The following is a 19,098-nucleotide window of genomic DNA, read 5'->3' as shown; positions in this document are numbered from 1 at the left end:
GTGTAGGAAAGGCAACCGGAAAGTAGAGGAAACTCATGATCAGCGTGATTCTTGTCGGATTCATCGGAGGTGTGATCACGGCATTGTCGCCGTGCATTTTGCCAGTGTTGCCGGTGGTGCTGGGGGTCAGCGTCGGGCGTAAACCGTCGCACGTGGTGACAGGTTTGGTCGTGAGCTTCGCCGCGATCGCGCTGCTGGGTACGATTCTGCTTAGTGCGCTGCATTTGCCACAGTCGGTATTGCGCTGGGCGGGAGTGGTGTTGCTGGCATGGGTGGGGCTGGGAATGATTTTCCCGCCAGTGGGGGAGGTGTTGCAGAAGCCCTTTGACGCGCTTCCGCGCCCCACGGCATTGCAGGAGAAAACGCGCGGCAAGGGAGGTTTTCTCATCGGTCTGGCCCTTGGCGCGGTGTACGTTCCGTGCGCGGGCCCGGTGCTTGCAGCGGTGACGGTGGCGGGCTCGACTGGGCAGATCGGCTGGAACACGGTGGTGCTCACTGTCGCGTTCGCGATTGGGTCCGCGCTGCCGCTGTTCGTGTTCGCCCTGGCGGGCAACAAGATCGGTGACAAGGTAGACGCGGTGCAGCGCCACCGTAAGGCCATCGGCGTGCTCATCCTGGTCTTCACTGTGGCGTTGGCTCTCGACGCGCCGGCGGCGATCCAGCGTGCCCTGCCGAATTGGACGTCGTCGCTGTCGAACCGTTTTGAGAATTCGGACTTGGCCAATGACGCTCTCAGCAAGGTCGGCCCAACTGGGAGCGGTTCACTGCAGTCGTGCCGCCGTGCCGACCCCGCGCAGCTGCAGGATTGTGGCCCGGCACCGGAATTCGCGGGGCTGACGAACTGGATCAACACCGACCAGCCGCCGAGCCCGCAGGACGGTGGTGTCATGCTCGTTGATTTCTGGGCGTACGCCTGCATCAACTGTCAGCGTGCGGGGGAGCACATCACCAAGCTTTACGACACTTATCGCGATTCCGGCCTCACCGTCGTCGGCGTCCATTCCCCTGAGTACGCTTTCGAGCACGACCTGGGCAATGTCCGCAACGCCGTAGAAAAGGAAGGTATCCACTACCCGGTGGCGCAGGACAATGACTTCGCTACATGGAGGAATTTCAACAACCGCTACTGGCCAGCCCGCTACCTGGTGGACAAGCACGGCAACGTCCGGCAGATCGTGGAAGGGGAGGGAAGCTACGCCGAAACAGAAAAGCTCGTGCGTGAATTGCTCATCGACGCCAACCCCGACGTCGACCTCCCCGAACCGGTCGAAAGCGGCGAAGCAGCAGGCGGTACGAAGGGCCGCAACCCGGAAACTTATCTCGGCACTGCGCGCGCCGAGTACACCAAGCAGCCCGGTTACACCGACGGCGAGCACGACTTCGGTGAACCGGCCGCTCCGGAGCGCGGCATGTTCACTTTGAACGGGACGTGGATTCTCGAGGAGGAATCAGTGCAGACCACCAGTGGAGGACACCTGGACATCAACGTCTTCGCCAAGTGGGTCCAGCTCGTGGTTTCGGGTGAAGGCGAGATCGAGGTCGAGTATCCGGACGGTGCGACAAAGTCGTTCCCGGTCACAGATGGAACCCTCGACCTTGTGAAAGGCGACACGCCCACCGAGGGAGTGCTGCACATCCGGCCCACGGCAGGCGTGAAACTGTATTCGTTGACCTTCGGCTAGGCAGAGACAACCTTGTCCAGCGTCTCGGCGAACCGCGCGACGGTGCCGTCCACGTCGGCCCACTTGTCCAAGCCGAACAGACCGATGCGGAATGTGGAAAAGCCCTCCGGCTCGCCGACCTGCAGCGGAACACCGCTGGCGATCTGGACGCCGGCATGCTTGAACGCGGATCCGTTGGCCTGCTCCGGGGCGGTGGCGTACATGACCACGATGGAGGTGGCCTCGAAGCCGGGGGCGGCGACGGTCAAGTCCCGTGTAGTGGTGTAGCCGTTTGTGCTTTCGGCTCGGTATGAAGTTCGGGGTTTTGTTAGGCGGTTAGCTGGTGATGTTCGCCATGTTCACCTCCAGTTTGGTGCATGAGGTGTTTGGTGTGCTCGAGTGCGGATAGTGACATGTAGCGTTTTTGCTGGATCCAATCGTCGTGCTGCTCGGCAAGCACCGCGCCGACAAGCCGGATGATGGATTCACGGTTCGGGAAGATGCCCACAACATCGGTGCGCCGGCGGATCTCCCGGTTTAACCGTTCGGTGGGGTTGTTGGACCAGACTTTCTTCCAGACTGGTTTCGGTGCTGCGGTAAACGCCAACACGTCATCGAGCGACTCTTCTAGATAGGCCGCAACCTGCGGGAACTTTGGTTCTAACAGGTCGACGACTTCGCGGGCTTGTCGCCAGGTGGATTGGGCGTCGGGTTGTTGGAAGATTGTCTGGAACATCGCTTAAGACCATCGGCCACTGGGTCTTGGGGACTTTTTCGTAGAGGTTTTTCGCGAAGTGGGTGCGACAGCGCTGCCACGACGCATCGGGCAGCACTTCAGATATCGCGTGCTGGATGCCCTCGTGGGCGTCACTGGTGATAAGGAAGACACCGCGAAGTCCGCGGGCTTTTAAGTCTTGGAAGAAGCCTTTCCACGACGCGTTGGATTCCGTGGTGGCAACGTGCATGCCGAGCATTTCGCGGTACCCGTCAGCGTTGACACCGGTGGCCAAAAGTACGGAGCATTTGACCACTCGGCCGCCTTCACGCACTTTCATCGTCAACGCGTCGCACGACAGGTAGGCGTACCCGCCGGGATCAAGTGGGCGGTTTTTGAAATCTGCGACCATCTCGTCGAGTTCTTCCGACATGCGTGAGACTTGCGATTTCGACAGGTTGTTAATGCCAAGGGTTGCCACCAGATCGTTCATCCTGCGGGTGGAGACCCCTTTGAGGTAGCAGGTCGCGATCACGGTCGATAGTGCCCGTTCGGCTCGTGAGCGGCGCTCTAACAGCCATTCTGGGAAGAACGCGCCGTGGCGCAGCTTCGGCACTGCTACGTCGATCGTGCCGACACGGGTGTCGAGGTCGCGGTGGCGATACCCGTTGCGGTGATTGACGCGTTCGGTGGAGGCGACGCCGTATTCGGCGCCGCAGACGGTGTCGGCCTGGGCGGAGAGGATTTGGTTGATAAACCCTTGCAGCATCTGCCGCATCAGATCCGGAGACGCTTGGGCGAGCAGATCATCCAGATAGGTTGTCGGGTCGATAGAATGCGGTGCAGCGGTCATCGTCATGTTCCTTTCGGTGAGATGTGGTAGTTGAGTCGAAAGGTTACTGACGGTGGCCGCCCCTGCATTTTCCAGGGCCCACCATCAGCAAGCGTTACACCACACTAAGGGACGCAACCGCGGCGACGGAGACGTAGCCTTTGTCCGCCAGCAGCTTGCGCACCTTGGTGCCCAACTCGACCTGGCGGGCGGTGTACATTTGACGCGCATCTTCCCGTGCCCTATTGCTTCCCGAGTTGCTAGATGTTCCGGGAGCGATAGCGCCATGACCGCATCCTGCGGTACTTCTCTGGATTTACTTGCTGTCTTTAGCGAAATGGTTTCTTTGCGCCGACACGTCGTCGAGTTTAAGTTCAATGTGTAGGTTAGCCGAATAAGAAGCTTTGGCAGATGGTGGGGCAATCCTGCTCTGACATCTTAATTTAGCTTGGGTGCGCTGGGATTAGGACTGGTCACGTGTGAGAAGTTTTCGTGTACAACTAGTGACATGAACTTTTTATTGCTCGGTGGTACCGGTTTCCTTGGAGGACACATTGCGGCTGCAGCAGTCGACCGAGGCCATCAAGTTACTTGCCTTGCACGAGGTAACGGGAAGGCTCCCAACGGAGCTGAGTTTGTGAGTGCGGACCGTGACCGTGACGGTGCGTACGATGAGGTTGCGGGGAAAACTTGGGATACCATTGTGGATCTGACGAGTCAGCCGAAGCATGCGCGGGATGCGGCGGCGAAACTCCAGGCCAAGCATCGTATATTTGTGTCTTCGAGCAGCGTATATGAGGATCAGGGAAGTATTTCTTCCGAGTCTGATTCCGTAGTCACTCCGCTTGAAATTGACTACATGGAGGACATGGGGCAGTACCCAGCCGCAAAGTCTGCTTGCGAAACGATTTATCGCAGCACAAATCGGTCGGTAATGGTAGTTCGACCCGGTCTGATCGCTGGCTACGGCGACGAAACAGGGCGCAGTGGTTACTATCCGTGGCGCTTCGCGCATCCCACGGGTGAGAACGTGATCGTCCCAGACCCGGCGTTTCCCGTCGCTATGATTGATGTGAAAGACCTTGCAGGCTGGATAGTTGAGTCTGCAGAAGTTGGGACTTTCGGAACCTTTAATGCTACGGGGTTTGCTACTTCCTTGTCCGATGTGTTCAAGATTTCGCGTGAGTTAACCGCATCGGAGGCTACGGAGCGACCTTGCTCTGATGAACTGCTTCTCGCTAATGATGTAACCCCGTGGATGGGCCCAAAATCGTTGCCGTTGTGGGTACCAGGTGAACAGTTTCGCAACATCGCGCTACTCGATTGCACCGCAGCCTACGAAGCGGGCCTGCAGATTCGCCCGTTGAAAGAGACATTGGCGGATGCGCTGCGATTTGAAGAAGAACAGCAGGGTGAAAGACTCGCTGGGCTCAGCGATGAAGAGGAAGTCGTGCTTCGCCAGCGGTTAGAAGGTGGCATTTAGTTTCGGCAGGAACAGTTTTAGTTGCAGTCGGGACCGTACTAAGTTGGGTTTCGTTCCGCGACTGACTGTGAGAATGAGTCCGAATCTGACTTGAGGGGAACTTCGGCGGTGCTAGCTCTTCATGACGCGGAACGATCTAGCCTGCAGAGGCTGCCTTTCCGAGCAGGAAACGCCTTGCGGCCCACTTTTCGGCTTCTCGAATCGCTTGCAACTGAGTGAGGTAGCCTTCTTTCGCCACTCCGTGGAGTTCCGTTTCAATAACTAGTGAGATTCGTTGATGATTCTCGTCGAGTGTTGAGTCAGGACTAGTGCCCGGCGCTTTTGCCAGGGACCTACCCGCGTAGTTGTACATCGTCCGTCGTGCGCCGCTCCGCGGTGGGGAGGAGCCCGATGGGGCGCGGGACTATGCCCATGGAGACGTAGGTCGTGTCCGCCTCGGGGTGATGCGCCGCTAGTTCGGCTCGCCTCCACGACAGAACGAGGAGCCGGCGCAACGATCGACGTGGACGACGGCTCCGCCCAAGGGGACTGCTGCACGATCAGGCAACAACTTCAAATTCGTGTCACTAGGCGCCCCCGAACTGTATAGAGTGACGCCTACCGGGAGGGAGATTCGAGTGTCGGAAAGCGGACCAGAGAAGAGACTGAAGTTCTTCGGCCTCAGCGACTACGGAACCTTCTGGCAGGCCGACCGCCTCCTAGAGCTCGTCCGTGAATTCGATGCTACTCGTGGCGATCAAGGCATAAACGACATCGTTGAGTTGCATCATCTCGCGTTGTTCCTAGAACACAAAGTTCTCCCGAAGGACCTGGCCGAAGCAGAGCGAGACGCGCCTCTGGCGCACGTCCCCGAGATCCGGGAAGTCATCGGCAGGTTTTTCGGCAAAGTGACTGACGCCACCTTCTCAACGCTCGTTCAGGACGTTGACTTTCAGTACCGCACAGACGTCCTCGATCTCCTCGGAAAGAACAAGGTCTTCGAGCGCTGCACTGACTCGATCGTGCTTGCTGCACTTCAAGAGCAGAGTTTCCACCCGCACGATCTGCTCTCATGCCAGACACTCGTGCGTGCCTACGACCAGGAGATTCGGGCCCTGCTACTCGATGAGCCGCGCAATGCTGAGCTGCTTGCGCGGAAGTTCCTCCAGTCCGAGGGGCGGGATCCAATCCATCTTCCGAAGAGCTTTACTCCCGCGGATCAGCGTGGCCTGTTTGACCGATATCTCGATGAGGAAGAGCCTAACCTCAACTTCGTCAAGCTGATCGCATCCGCACGAGCTGACAAGAACACCGGCGTCGATGCTCGACTGAAGCTAAAGGCTCGTCGCAAGGCAGATGCGCTCACGAAGAAGATGTTCGAGTCCACGGAGGGGATCAAGACCGGCTGCGAAGTGGGCATCTCGGCCGATCAGGTCGAAGAGGTCGTCCAGTCTTTGGACGGCATGGTTGGCAAGTACTCCTACAGTCGAACCTGGCTCACGGAGAACCTCGACTACCCGACTATCCTGAATAACTTTGTTCACCTGTTCCAGTTCGCCAACGACCACATGCTCCTAGAACTCCCTTCCTACGGAGCGCAACTTGGCGTCTTCGAGCGGTTCATGGGTACGCCGGGCAAGGGCGACTACCGGACGGGGGCGGTGTTCAGGCTCAAGGATCAGGCGTCCTTGCTCCAGACCTTGATGTACGAGCGCTTCCTCAGCTCCGAAGGTATAGAGCTCGAGTTGGTCATCGCTTGGTTCTTCACGGACTACCTTGAGCAGGAGTTCGGTGCCAAGGGGCTGAAGTACCGCGCCTCCAGCCCGACCGCTACCTACCTTGAGAAGAGCCGCCATCTGTTCTCAGAGATGGAGAGCGTCCTCAAGCAGTTCACGCTGCATGTCGACTACGGCGAGGTTGACCCGGAGCTGCTGACAATCACATCGGAGCAGCTTTCCTACGGCGACATCCCGAGTCAGGTTGTGGATAAGTACGCCTACGTTGCCAACAACGCGGACATCCAAGGAATTCAGCACCTGCTCTTCTCGGACCAATCCGGATTGGTGCACATCAGCAGCGATCTGGAGGCAGAGAGCTTCCTCCACTTGGTCATCGCCAATGACATCGCCTACGACCAGTTCCACGAGTACCAACAGCGCAACATCGACTTCCTGGTCGAGAAGGGCATCCTGACCGGAGATCGTGACCGAATTGCGTTTGCAAGCGCGCCACAATTGCATGTGCTCAAGGAACTCTGGGAGTACGAGGTGACGAGCTGTCTCCATCATTCGGCGGCCGGCCAGAAAGCCATTGACGAGATGGTGAGCGCCGGATGGCTGGTGCATCGATCAACGCTGCTCAGCGCCGCGGAGGTCAGCTACTTCAACTACTTCCTTAACGATAAGGAGTTCAGCAACGGACCTAGCCTGCGCAACCGCTACCTCCATGGATCACAGGCAGACGGTGACGACGACCGCGTTCACCGCCACACGTATCTAACAGCGCTCCGCCTACTCGTTGCGCTGGTCATCAAGATCAACGATGACTTCTGCCTGACGGATAACGCCGTGCTCGCGAAGGAATAGGGGCCGACCGCTGGCATGGTCGAGCCCTCTTCAGATCCCTAGTATGTGGCGTCTCAGCCGGGTTCCCTGCCGGCGTGATGGCGCGGTACCTCCTTCGTGGCGTCCTGCAGGCTGACCCACGTCGAGGGTGAGCCTGTGTCCCCTGATCAGTAGCGAGCACTGACCGTGGGGAGGGGGAGCACGTGAACCCTGTGTTCAGATGTACCTATGTGCCGGAACTCGGTGGAGTTTAGATTCAACGTGTGATCGACGGCCGATTATCGGGCACGCTGGACTTCAGTTCATCTGTGGTCGAGCGGCCCAGGCGTTGACATTGCATTGCTGCTCGGTGTGGTCGCCCGCAGCCACGACTGTTTCGTCGGCCCGCAGCCACGACTGTTCCGTCGGCGCGCAGCCCGAGCGAGTGTCTCGCTCCGGCTGCGATCGTTGTGATGCCGGTCCATGACTGGACATCGCACTGGCCGAACTGGTTGTCGCCCGTTCCGAAGACCCTTCCGGTCTGGCTCAGCGCGAGCGTATGGACGGAGCCGGCTGCCACTGAGGTGATGCTTCTCCACGATGACACCTCGCACTGGCCTCTGCTGTCGTCGCTGACGGCGACGACGGTGCCGTCGTCGTGTAAGCCGACGGTGTGCAGGTAGCCGGCAGAGACCTCGGACACGTGTGTCCACCGGGCGACGTCGGTCTGCCCTCGCTGATTGTTGCCAGTTGCGAGGGCTGTGCCGTCGCGTCGAACTGCGATTGTGTGCCAGTCGCCGCATCCGATCTCAGTTGACCATGATCTCGCTGTAGATTGTCCTACGTGGGGGGGCATGTGGTGGAGTAAAGATTTTCGACCTGACATCTGGCCGCAAGACAGGAAGGAGCCCGGACCGGGAGCACGATGCCTAATGATCCTCTCAACCTCGACAAGGCCGGCGAGTGGGCTGGCGTGTGGTGGCTGCCGGAAGCCCCTAGCGAGAAGGTCCCGGGTGTCCTACGGTACGACCCGGAAGATGGTCTCTCTCTGTCGCTGATCGGCACCTTCGAGGATCGGATCTTGACGACGGACTCGTCTGGATGGACTGCTGTTCACGAAGGAACCCGCACCTGGGAAGTCATGCACGGTGTGGCCGAGCTCAGGGAGATCACACTGCTCGGCTGTGTTCCTAGGAGCACCAGAAGGACCATGGGTGCGCGAGTGGCGAGCCCTGATAAGCAGACCGTGACCGCGACGGTCGCCATCATCGGCGCGCATGTCAGCGGTGACGCGGATCCGGCGTTCGCTAGGGCAGAAGTCTCAGTCGAGGATCTGAGTCTCTGGGCGGTGTCTTCTGTGTTCGAAGGATCCCTCGGGGCTCCCGACGGCAAGATCGACGGGACCGGGCGTATCTCGGTGAAGCCGGTCAAGGCGCAATCGGTCGTAGTCGACGACACTGAGTATCGCCTTCAGCACACGCACACGCTTCCATTCTTCGACCAGCGCAAGGGAGGAAGCGTCGGACGTGTGCGGGACACGGTGTCCATCTGCGTCGTGCCAGCCGAACCATTCTCTCTGAGTGTTGCTCTGCAGGAGGCGAGCCTGGTGCAGGACCTGATCTCCCTGGCGACGCATCGCGCGGCCGGAGTGATCTGGCTCCGACTGGAAGTTGCCGGGACCGAGTCGCACTTCCCTGATGGCCGCCCGCTGCCGCGCCGACGTGCCGATGTGCTCTACTCACCGGCCGCGCTTGGAAAACACGACGCGAAAGCCGTCGATCACCACCGAATGTTCTTCACCTGCGGCACGATCCCATTTGAGGAGGTCATGCCCCGATGGTGCGACGCCCATGGCCGCCTGGAGGCAGCGACAAACATGATCTTGGGCTTGCGCTACGCACCGGCCCGTTTTGTTGAGAACAATCTTCTGACGGCAGTCGGTGCTGCCGAGGTGTTGCACCGCAACCTCCGCATCGACGAGAAACCGTTCCCCAACGCGGAGTTCAGGGCGATGCGAGAGGCGATGCTGGCGCAGGTTCCCGATGAGCACCGAAACAGGTTCAAGGGAGCGATCCGCAAGCGAATCATCATGGACTGGTGGCTCTACCTGCACACCCAACACCACGATGACCCGCTGGCGCTAGCAATCGAGCAAAACTTCGGCCACGCAGGCTACGCACACGCCCGCCAGGCACACATGCGTGAACGCGACCAAGCCAACTCACCCGACGGCCGGCCGAAAGTCTACGACACCGGCATCGACACCGACTTCAACCCCTCCTGGGCCATCCGACACGGCTGGGCAGGACGCTCATAACCCCAGCACAACACCCCACAACCCACCCATCCCAACCCCTGAAAAAGCACACATTTTGTCACTTAAGTCGACACGCCGAGAAAAGCACACATTTTGTCGCTTAACCCAACTTTTTATGGTCATGTCGGATGTAGGGGCCCTGGTGTCCGAATTCATCGAGGTAGGCTATGAGCATGGCGGTTCCTTCGAGATAGCTCAGCGGCCAGAACAATGCTTTGCTCTGGCCGCCGGAATTAGCGCGGTACGCGTGTTTCAGCGCCGCCACTGCAATTTCAATATAGCTTTTCCGGTAAACGGAGTCAATCGTGCAGTTTCGTGACTACATTTTGACTACATAAACCCCCACAAACGCCCTCAAACGCCCCACAGTTCACCCCGCTGGAAAACGAAAAACACCCCCAACCCAGGCAAAGCGCCAGGTAGCGGGGGCAATAAAAAGCTTCCCCACCAGGACTCGAACCTAGAATGACGGTACCAAAAACCGTAGTGTTGCCGATTACACCATGGGGAATTACTCGACCTAGTGTAACCGAAACCTCACGAAATGTTAAAAAGTGTGATGAGCTGGCAGTTTACGGGCTGTCGGGGTGATGCCCGGGGTGGGCTCTAAGCTAGAATGCATGGCTCGGCAGCGAATGACAAGAACGCAGCGCAGGGACCAGTTGCTCGCAATTGGTCGCGCTGCCTTTGCAGAACGTGGATTTGATGGAATCTCCATGGAGGAGATTGCGCTGCGTGCAGATGTGTCGAAGCCCGTCGTGTACGAACACTTTGGCAGTAAGACCGGGTTGTACGACGCCGTCGTTTCGCAGGAGATGGCGCGGTTCGAGCGCACGATTGTCGAAGTGATCCAGAACGGACGCTGGCGAGAGCGCATTGATAATGGCGTGTTGGCTCTGCTGACGTACATCGATGAGGAAACTGATGGGTTTATCATCCTGGTGCACGGTAGGATCCTCGGACGTGAACGAACGTACTCGACAGTGCTGAACCGCGTAACTGCGGAGGTGTCCTACCTGCTTGAGCGTGCGTTTGAGCACCGCGGCCTCGATGCTTCGGTGGCGGCACTGTACGGGCAGGCGCTGGTTGGGACCGTGTCGAATACGGCGTTGTGGTGGTTGGACCAACGGGGCGTCGATACGCGGTTGGATAAGGCGACGGTCGCGGCGCACATTTCGAACCTGTGCTGGAACGGGTTGAGCGGGTTGGAGGCACAGCCCCGCATCATGACGAACGAAGTGGAGGAACAGTAGTGGAAGAACAGACAGCTCAGGCGCCTGCGTTGGGTGGTTTGCTCACTATGGCGCTTACCGACCCGAAGCTTAAGGGCTTGGTGGGCAACATCGGCGTCGACTCGCTGCACGTGACTGGAATTGACCAGGTTCGTTCGTGGGCTACGGGTGCGCTGGCTCGCCAGGTTCCGGTGCTGTTGGTGACCGCAACGAGCCACGAGGCGGAGGATCTGACTGCTGAACTGCAGGCGATGCTCGGAAAGGGCAAGGTCGCCAACTTCCCCGCTTTTGAGACGCTGCCTCACGAGCGGTTGTCGCCGGCGCCTGATGTCGTGGGTGCCCGTGCGAAGGTGCTGTGGGAGATGCCCCAGGTCATCGTCGCCTCGGCGCGCGCCTTCTGCCAGCCAGTGTTGCCCGCGGTGGAGCCGATTACAGTGAAAGTCGATACCGAGTGGGACTTCACGGAGCTGACCGAACAAGCCGTCAACTTCGCCTACGAGCACGTCGACATGGTGGCAAAGCGCGGGGAGTTCGCCACGCGCGGTGGCATCATCGATATCTTTCCGACCACCGCCGAGTACCCAGTGCGCCTCGAGTTCTGGGGCGACGAAGTCACCGACATCCGAAGCTTCGCCGTCGCCGACCAGCGCACCATCGAGGAGCTCACATCCGTCGAGCTTTTTCCGGCGCGCCAGTTAATTATCGACGCCAGCGTGGCCAAACGCGCCGATGAGCTTGCCCGCACGAACCCGTCGAATACCACGCTGGTGCAGCTGCTCACGCGGATCTCTGAGCACACCCACGCCGATGGGGAAGAGGTACTCATCCCGGTGCTCAGCGACGCGAAGTACTCGGTGCTGCCGGAGCTCATGCCGAAGGGCAGCATTGTGTTCGTCTCTGGGCCTGAAAAGGTGCGCACCCGTATCGCGGACCTCGAAGCCACGGACCAGGAATTCTTGGAAGCTGGGTGGGAGGCCGCGGCGATGGGTGCGGAGGGCCCGCTTGCTGTGGAGGGGCTGGACGTATCGGCGTCCTCGTTCCGTTCGTTCGAGTCGTTGGAAGTGTCGGCACGCAACGCGGGCAACGCGTGGTGGACATTCGCACCTCCAGGCATGTTTGCCGCCGATGATGCGATGACGCTGCCGCTGGAATTCGAGGCTGCACCCGCACCGAAGGGCGAGCCCAAAGCAATTGAGCAGCTCTACGCGACGTTGAAACTGCACGTGCAAACCAACGGGGGCAAGGTAGCGTTCGTGGCGCCAGCGAAGGGCACCGTTGAGCGCATGGCGGAGCGACTGAGGGAGCACGGTATCTCGGCGCGCATCGCCACCCCTGGGTTGGAACCCGTCGATGGCGCGGTCACGGTCTACCAGTCCCTTTCACATGCAGGTCTCGTGTTCCCCGGACCCAACCTCGTGGTAGTGACAGAAACCGACGTGACCGGCAACCGCGTCGGCGACATCGCTGGCGCGAAGCGGCGCCGCCCGCGGCGCCGGAACCGGGTGGACCCACTCGCGCTGACTCCCGGTGATTTTGTTGTGCATGACACGCATGGCATCGGCAAGTTCATCAAGATGGCCGAGCGCACCATCAAAACCGGTGACGAAGCCTCCCGGCGCGAGTACATCGTGTTGGAATACCAACCAGCTAAGCGCGGCCAGCCCGGCGATCAGCTCTGGGTGCCGATGGAATCCCTCGACCTGCTGAGCAAATACACCGGCGGCGAGAAGCCTTCGCTGTCCAAGATGGGCGGCTCCGACTGGAAGAACACCAAGCGCAAGGCGCGCGCCGCCGTACGTGAGATCGCCGGCGAACTCATTGAGCTTTACGCTAAGCGTCAGGCCGCGCCGGGCCACGCTTTCGGCCCAGACACGCCGTGGCAACACGAGATGGAGGACGCGTTCCCGTTCGTAGAAACGGAGGACCAGCTCGCTGCCATTGAGGCGGTCAAGGAGGACATGGAGAAGCCGACACCGATGGACCGCGTGATCGTCGGTGACGTGGGATTCGGAAAGACCGAGGTTGCTGTTCGCGCCGCGTTCAAGGCAGTGCAAGACGGACAGCAGGTGGCGGTGCTTGTGCCGACGACGCTTCTTGCCCAGCAGCATTACTCCACGTTCAACGAGCGCATGGACGGCTTCGGGGTCACCGTTCGCGAGCTGTCGCGCTTTACTTCAGCGAAGGAAGCTAAGGAGATTATGGCAGGGTTGGCGGATGGTTCCGTCGACGTTGTGATCGGCACACACCGTCTGCTGCAGACGGGCGTGTTCTGGAAGCAGCTTGGCCTCATCATTGTGGATGAGGAGCAGCGCTTCGGCGTAGAGCACAAGGAGCACATCAAGGCCCTGAAGAGTCACGTCGACGTGCTCACGATGACCGCGACGCCAATCCCGCGGACCCTGGAGATGAGTCTGACGGGCATCCGCGAGATGACCTCGATCACGACTCCTCCGGAGGACCGCCACCCGGTGCTGACCTACGTTGGCCCGCAGGAAGAGAAGCAGGTTGCGGCAGCTATTCGACGCGAACTGCTCCGCGACGGCCAGGTGTTTTATATCCACAACCGCGTTTCCGATATTGAGAAGACGGCGCGCTCCCTGCGGCAACTCGTACCCGAGGCCCGCGTCGTGGTCGCGCATGGGCAGATGGGTGAGCAGCAGCTTGAGCAGACAGTCCAAGGGTTTTGGAACCGCGAATTCGACGTGCTTGTCTGCACCACCATCGTGGAGACCGGCCTGGACATCGCCAACGCTAACACCCTGATCGTGGAGAACGCGCAGAACATGGGTCTGAGCCAGCTGCACCAGCTGCGCGGGCGCGTCGGGCGTTCCCGCGAACGCGGCTACGCGTACTTCCTGTACCCGAAAGAGAAGACACTCACCGAAACGTCCTACGACCGACTTGCGACCATCGCACAGAACAACGACCTCGGCGCCGGCATTGCTGTCGCGCAGAAGGACCTGGAGATGCGCGGTGCCGGCAACGTGCTCGGCGCGGAGCAGTCCGGCCACATTGCAGGTGTTGGCTTCGACATGTACGTCCGGCTGGTCGGGGAGGCCGTCGAAACGTACAAGGCGCTCATGACCGGCGAAGTCGTCGACGCGACAGACCAGGGCCCGAAGGAGATCCGAGTGGATCTGCCTGTCGACGCCCACATCCCCGAAAGCTACATCAACGCCGAGCGCCTGCGCCTGGACGTGTACCGAAAACTTGCCGAGGCCCGCGATGAGCAGGACCTGCGCAAGGTTGCCGAGGAAATGATCGACCGCTTCGGACCACTTCCGACCGAGGTCTTGCGCCTCTTCGCGGTTGCACGCGTGCGCCACTTGGCTCGAACTGCTGGAATCTCGGATATCTTGACTCAAGGCACGAGGATCAAGTTCCACCCCGTGGAGTTGCCAGACTCGAAGCAAGTCAGGTTGAAGCGCCTGTACTCGGGAGCGAATTACCGTGCTGCGGCAAAGACACTGCAGGTACCAATGCCACGTGAAGGCAAAGGCATCAACCAGCCAAACCTGCGCGACATGGAGCTGCTGCAGTGGGTCGCCGACTTCATCGCGGACATTTTCGATGCCGAGAAGATCTCCGTTACTGGTGAGTCCGATGGCGACGGTGGCAGGAAAAAGAAACGCATCATCAGTGTGAGCCAGTAGCGGTTTCTACCGGGCTTTGTCCGGTGGTGCCTATTGGGAGTTTTCCCGGTGCTGCCTGTACTATGGGCCCGTGCGCCCCTATAGCCCAATCGGCAGAGGCAGTTGACTTAAAATCAATTCAGTGTGGGTTCGAGTCCCACTGGGGGCACAACGCAACGTCCCGCATACCTACAGGTAGCGGGACCTTTTGTGTTCCTATCGGCTATGCTGTGGGCACCCCTTTTCTCCGAAGACCTTGAGGAAGCAATGAAGCAATACGCAGCAGTCGGGATGATCGCAGTCGCTTGTTTGGGCGTTGTGGGTTGTTCCGGTGACAGTGGTTCGAGCTCCAGCAGCAACGATGCAGCCCCGGCCACGATCACCCAAACAATCACCACCACAGATTCACACGCGGAGGACACCGCCGCCCCAACCAGCGCCTACGAGGATACCGAGACTCATACATTTTCAACGCGCCACTCCATCAACACTGGTCAAGTAGGAGGGGAGTGTGGCACCACTGAGTTCGGCGACCGAATCAAGGCGGGACCCGCAACATCGTGCGAATTTGCAGCTGAGATCTTCGACGTCGCCTACGCCGCAACCTGGCGCTACGTAGCGGCGAACCCCAACGTGAACGCGGTGCCGCGGGCTGATATCTCGGTGACGAGTCCCGTCACCGGCGAAACCTACCCGATGGTGTGCAAGATGGGCAGCGATGGCCGTGACATGTGGTGCGATCACCCCGAAGACGAGAACAACTCGGTGCACTTCTACACGTCTGGCGGTAGCCAACGGATGGCGAATCGCGTCAACCTTGTTCAGTAAGGTCGGGCCAGCGAACTATTAGAGTAGGTTCGTTAACGAGCGAACGGCCTGCTCATCAACCTTTGGCTTTTGCAACACAGCAACCAAGAACCCGGACTGCTCCGTGAACGGCTCCAAGTCCCAGCTCGCAAACTGGTGCTGTGGCTGGAACCCGACTTCGTGGCACATGGTGAGGAAGTCGTCGAACTCCCATCCGCGCCCACGCCCGAAGCCGACGACGAACCGTCCGCCCGGACGTAGCGTTCGGAAGATGTTCTCAAGCGCGGGCCTGCGACCGTCGACGGCGAGGAACCCCATCACGTTGCCTGCCGAGACCGCAATATCGATATCGCGGACCTCGATCGGATCGGCGGAAAGGTCGCCAACTACCCAAGTTGCTTCGGGGAAGTCTTGCTTCGCGTACCCGATCAGCACCGGGTCGATGTCCACACCGAAGACGATATGTCCACGCTTTGCCAGATAGCCGCCAAGGCGACCAGTCCCGCACCCTGCATCGAGGATGCGGGAGTGGCGGGCGGAGAGGGCGTCGATAAGCCGGGCCTCCCCGTCGATATCTTTGCCCTGTTGCACGAAGTTGCGCCACCGCTGGGCGTAATTCTCGGAGTGGTCAGGGTTTGCAGCGACAATTTCTTTCCAAGTGGCCATGCCCAAAACTATAGCTTCGGCCCCTTGGAAGTCACCTCCGCGTCCGTTGGGATGGCGTCTACCGGGATATCCTTCGGGAACGCGTGAGCAAGTGCGGCAGCAAAGTGCTTGCCACGGATGTCATTGCCGGTGGCGTTGTAGTGCACCTCGTCGCCTGCGAGGAACCAATCCAAGTTGGAGCGCGCCTCGCTCGCCCAGTCGTAGACGACTACGTCTCGACGCTCCTTCGCAACCTTGCGCAATGCAACATTGAACTCGTCCATGTTCTCGTTGGCGTAGTAGCCATTCGACGGGTTACCCGTTGCGGCTGTCGGCCACATCACGCGGTAGCCCTCCAACAGGTCAAGCATCTTGCGGATGTTTGCCTCCAACTCACCCGTGGGGTCGTAGCCGTAGGAGCGGGCAGCGTCTGCGTTGGCGGCGTCGTTCACGCCGGTGGCGATGACCCAGCAGGTGCCATCGTCAGCTGCACCCTGGGCGAGCAGTTGCTGCACGGACTCAATCGCAGACGGGTAGTTCTCTCCGTTGCCGTTGAATCCCTGATTCGTCGCGCGAGCGCCAAACACGCTCGTATCTACCTCGCTTGCGCCAGCGTCCAAGTATCGGTCAATCGCAGTGACCGCGCCTTCAGGAAGCTGGTTGATATCGAACATGCCAATCGAGGTGGAATCGCCGACGTGGATGACCTTCTCGCAGCTCATCTTCACGTCCGAAGGCTGGTCCTCCCATGAAGCTTTCTCAGAGGCGGACGTCGTCAAGCTTTCCTCAGTTTCCTTGGCTTTGTCCTTTCCCTCGCGATGGTCGCGCGTGCCTCCGCGTTGCGCATCCTGAGGCAGGGACATGGTGGTGTTCGGCTTCGAGGTATCCATGGCGAACACAGCCGGGATGCCTATTGCAATGATTGCGGCGAGCGTAATCGTCGAACCAAGCGTGATCGGGCGGAGTGCCTCCAACGGGTGTGCGCGGAATTGCTTCAGGGGCCCGAACACGCCATTGCGACGGATTGGGTTCTCAAACATGGTCCAGCTCAGCGCAGCAAGTGCAGTCGAAAGCACAAACACGAGGATGGAGGACCACACGCGGTGATCCTGCAACCACGCATCCGGCATGAAGTAAATCACCGGCATGTGCCACAGGTAAATACCGTAGGAGCGTTCGCCGATCCAGCGAAGCGGCTCCCAGCTGAAAATGGTCGTCCAGGGGCCGCGCGCCCCAATGACTGAGTAGATAGCAGCAACTGACGCAAGGTTCAGAAGCAGGATCCCACCCTTGTACAAGAACATGTTTTCCTGCGCGACGAGCATGCTCAGCGCGAAGATGCCGCCGAAGCCGAGGGTGCCAACAACGGTGCTCAGAACAGGGGAGGAACCAATGTTCTTACCGGCGTGCTTCCGTGAGGAAACCACGATTGCTAAGACCGCGCCGAGGAGCAGCCCGCCCGCGCGGGTATCGGTGCCCTCGTAGACGCGAGTCGCGTCGATAGAAGGATCAGCGAGCACCCACATCCAGATAAAGGAAGCTCCGGCGAGCACCGTGGTCACGACGGCGACAATCCACCCACGACGGAACACCCTCAGCAGCACCCACAGCAACAGCGGCCACAAGAGATAAAATTGTTCCTCGATCGCCAGTGACCACATATGGTCCAGCGGACCGGGGCCATTGAACTGATCGAAGTACGATGAACCGACGGCGATGTTATGCCAGTTGTTCACGTAGAAAATGGAGCTCAACGCTTCAAACGAGCGGTCACGAAGGTTGCCCGCATCGAACGCGACGGAAAGAATCACGACTGCCAACACTGTGGTCAGCATCGCAGGTATGAGACGGCGGAAACGCCTGACCCAAAACGTCTTCAGGTGCAGCGAGTTATCCCGGTAGTGCCCACGCATGAGGTTAAGCGTGATCAAGTACCCCGAGAGGGTGAAGAACACGCCCACGCCTAGCAGGCCACCGCTGAACCCAGGGAGGTTGAGGTGGTACGCGATAACCAGCATGACCGCTAGCGTTCGGATCCCGTCGAGGGCGGGGACATAGCGGTGAGAACCTGATATTGGGGGCGGCATGGGATGGCGACCTTCCTGGAGTGCGACAAACGTACAGAAGTATAGCGCTGCCAGAAAGATGGACATGAATTGTGGTGCAGATTGCTGCAGAGGCCACGCTCAGTGGCGTGATCCGGACAAATTCTTTGGGCGCATGGAACTAAAACAACACCCAGTGCGTTGGAGTAGGTGAACGATTGTTCTCAAAAGAAAGGATCAGGGGTCCGTGAGTAGCAACAACCCTGTATTGAAAACTCTGCAGGGAGTAGATTCCCAACGTGGCACTGGGTACCAGGGGTACGGTGCCGCGAACCCGTACGAGCAAGCACCCATGGGTGCATCGGCGGGCACCGTGTCTGAGGACCGTCCAATGACGGTTGACGACGTTGTCACTAAAACCGGCATTACCCTTGCCGTAATTGTCGCCTTTGCAGTAATTAACTTCGGACTGTACCTCGGTGGGTACGGCTCCATTGCCAGCATTCTGACGCTGGTCGGTGCCGTCGCCGGTTTCGTCCTCGTGATGATTCACGCATTTGGCAAAAAGTACGGTTCCCCAGTTATTACCCTGGCGTACGCGGCTGCTGAGGGCCTGTTCCTTGGTGGGTTCTCATTCGCCATCACCGGGCAGTTCAGTGTCGCCGGCGCGGACGCAGGCGCGTTAATCTTCCAGGCGATCTTGGGCACCTTCGGTGTCTTCGCGGGCATGCTTGTGGTCTATCGCACCGGTGCCATTCGCGTTACCCCGCGGTTTAATCGGATCCTCACCGCAGCCATTTTCGGCGTGCTCATCCTGGTTGTCGGCAACCTCTTGTTGAGCATCTTTACAGGCATGAATCCGCTTCGCGGTGGTGGCACCATCGCCATCGTGTTTAGCCTGGTCTGCATCGTGCTGGGCGCACTTGCGTTCCTGCAGGACTTTGACGTCGCCGATAAGTTGGTGCGCATGGGCGCCCCATCGCAGGCGGCCTGGGGCGTTGCACTTGGCCTGGCAGTGACTCTGGTGTGGCTCTACACCGAGATCCTGCGCCTGCTGTCTTACTTCCAACAGCGATAGCGCACGCGCTCACTGCAATAAATACCCGGCCCCACGACTGTGAGGCCGGGTATTTTTGTCTAGTTGCGCTCAAAAGCGCCCCGGCCAACAACATCGCTGGGCCGGGGCAGGGAGCTAATTGCTGTATTC

General features: G+C 59.6%; 12 protein-coding genes, 1 tRNA gene and 1 pseudogene. 9 read left to right on the top strand and 5 right to left on the bottom strand.

Annotated features, from left to right (window positions below):
• The first annotated feature begins 35 nt into the window (after positions 1 to 35).
• The gene (locus tag ACXIUA_RS00830) at positions 36 to 1,682 is read left to right on the top strand and encodes a cytochrome c biogenesis protein CcdA (RefSeq protein WP_284805186.1); all 1,647 of its coding nucleotides are present in this window, start codon (positions 36 to 38) and stop codon (positions 1,680 to 1,682) included.
• On the opposite strand, the gene ACXIUA_RS00825 is transcribed toward ACXIUA_RS00830, so the two are convergent.
• Together ACXIUA_RS00825 and ACXIUA_RS00820 are read right to left on the bottom strand one after the other, a co-directional pair.
• Complete coding sequence (locus ACXIUA_RS00825) at positions 1,679 to 1,891, bottom strand: hypothetical protein (protein ID WP_284805187.1); 213 nt, start codon at positions 1,889 to 1,891, stop codon at positions 1,679 to 1,681. The genes ACXIUA_RS00830 and ACXIUA_RS00825 overlap by 4 nt on opposite strands.
• Positions 1,892 to 1,989: 98 nt before the next feature.
• A pseudogene (locus ACXIUA_RS00820) lies at positions 1,990 to 3,229 on the bottom strand (IS256 family transposase).
• A gap of 487 nt (positions 3,230 to 3,716) precedes the next feature.
• On the opposite strand from ACXIUA_RS00820, the gene ACXIUA_RS00815 reads away from it, so the two are divergent.
• Positions 3,717 to 4,691, top strand: coding sequence for an NAD-dependent epimerase/dehydratase family protein (locus tag ACXIUA_RS00815; protein ID WP_034662607.1), 975 nt, complete (start codon positions 3,717 to 3,719; stop codon positions 4,689 to 4,691).
• 617 nt (positions 4,692 to 5,308) lie between these two features.
• Positions 5,309 to 7,255, top strand: a complete 1,947-nt coding sequence (locus ACXIUA_RS00810; RefSeq protein ID WP_210384715.1) for a hypothetical protein — start codon at positions 5,309 to 5,311, stop codon at positions 7,253 to 7,255.
• Positions 7,256 to 7,490: 235 nt separating this feature from the next.
• On the opposite strand, the gene ACXIUA_RS00805 is transcribed toward ACXIUA_RS00810, so the two are convergent.
• On the bottom strand, positions 7,491 to 8,069 hold the full coding sequence (locus ACXIUA_RS00805; protein WP_284805189.1) for an RCC1 domain-containing protein: 579 nt from the start codon (positions 8,067 to 8,069) through the stop codon (positions 7,491 to 7,493).
• Positions 8,070 to 8,138: 69 nt separating this feature from the next.
• On the opposite strand from ACXIUA_RS00805, the gene ACXIUA_RS00800 reads away from it, so the two are divergent.
• The 5 genes from ACXIUA_RS00800 to ACXIUA_RS00780 all read left to right on the top strand — a co-directional run bounded on the left by ACXIUA_RS00800 (position 8,139) and on the right by ACXIUA_RS00780 (position 15,222).
• Positions 8,139 to 9,530 carry an ApeA N-terminal domain 1-containing protein gene (locus ACXIUA_RS00800; RefSeq protein ID WP_457975903.1) on the top strand — a complete coding sequence of 464 codons (1,392 nt, stop codon included), beginning with the start codon at positions 8,139 to 8,141 and terminating at the stop codon, positions 9,528 to 9,530.
• A 620-nt stretch (positions 9,531 to 10,150) separates the two neighbouring features.
• A complete protein-coding gene (locus tag ACXIUA_RS00795; protein ID WP_070362771.1) occupies positions 10,151 to 10,783 on the top strand; it encodes a TetR/AcrR family transcriptional regulator in 633 nt (210 codons plus the stop codon).
• 47 nt (positions 10,784 to 10,830) lie between these two features.
• Positions 10,831 to 14,415 carry a transcription-repair coupling factor gene (gene mfd / locus ACXIUA_RS00790; protein ID WP_083433236.1) on the top strand — a complete coding sequence of 1,195 codons (3,585 nt, stop codon included), beginning with the start codon at positions 10,831 to 10,833 and terminating at the stop codon, positions 14,413 to 14,415.
• Between the two features lie 74 nt (positions 14,416 to 14,489).
• Positions 14,490 to 14,563, top strand: a tRNA-Leu gene (locus tag ACXIUA_RS00785).
• 98 nt (positions 14,564 to 14,661) lie between these two features.
• Positions 14,662 to 15,222: a hypothetical protein gene (locus ACXIUA_RS00780; RefSeq protein WP_457975902.1), complete on the top strand. Its 561-nt coding sequence runs from the start codon at positions 14,662 to 14,664 to the stop codon at positions 15,220 to 15,222.
• Between the two features lie 18 nt (positions 15,223 to 15,240).
• On the opposite strand, the gene ACXIUA_RS00775 is transcribed toward ACXIUA_RS00780, so the two are convergent.
• Together ACXIUA_RS00775 and ACXIUA_RS00770 are read right to left on the bottom strand one after the other, a co-directional pair.
• Positions 15,241 to 15,867 carry a class I SAM-dependent methyltransferase gene (locus ACXIUA_RS00775; RefSeq protein WP_070362768.1) on the bottom strand — a complete coding sequence of 209 codons (627 nt, stop codon included), beginning with the start codon at positions 15,865 to 15,867 and terminating at the stop codon, positions 15,241 to 15,243.
• 8 nt (positions 15,868 to 15,875) lie between these two features.
• A complete protein-coding gene (locus ACXIUA_RS00770; protein WP_070362767.1) occupies positions 15,876 to 17,933 on the bottom strand; it encodes an acyltransferase family protein in 2,058 nt (685 codons plus the stop codon).
• A gap of 205 nt (positions 17,934 to 18,138) precedes the next feature.
• Here ACXIUA_RS00770 and ACXIUA_RS00765 point away from each other — a divergent pair, with 205 nt between their 5' ends.
• The gene (locus ACXIUA_RS00765) at positions 18,139 to 18,969 is read left to right on the top strand and encodes a Bax inhibitor-1/YccA family protein (RefSeq protein WP_070362766.1); all 831 of its coding nucleotides are present in this window, start codon (positions 18,139 to 18,141) and stop codon (positions 18,967 to 18,969) included.
• Positions 18,970 to 19,098: the final 129 nt, after the last annotated feature.

This window comes from Corynebacterium sp. UMB8791 (genome assembly GCF_054166365.1).
The sequence above is the reverse complement of the archived record's forward strand: the minus strand, read 5'-3'. Positions and strand labels throughout refer to the sequence as shown.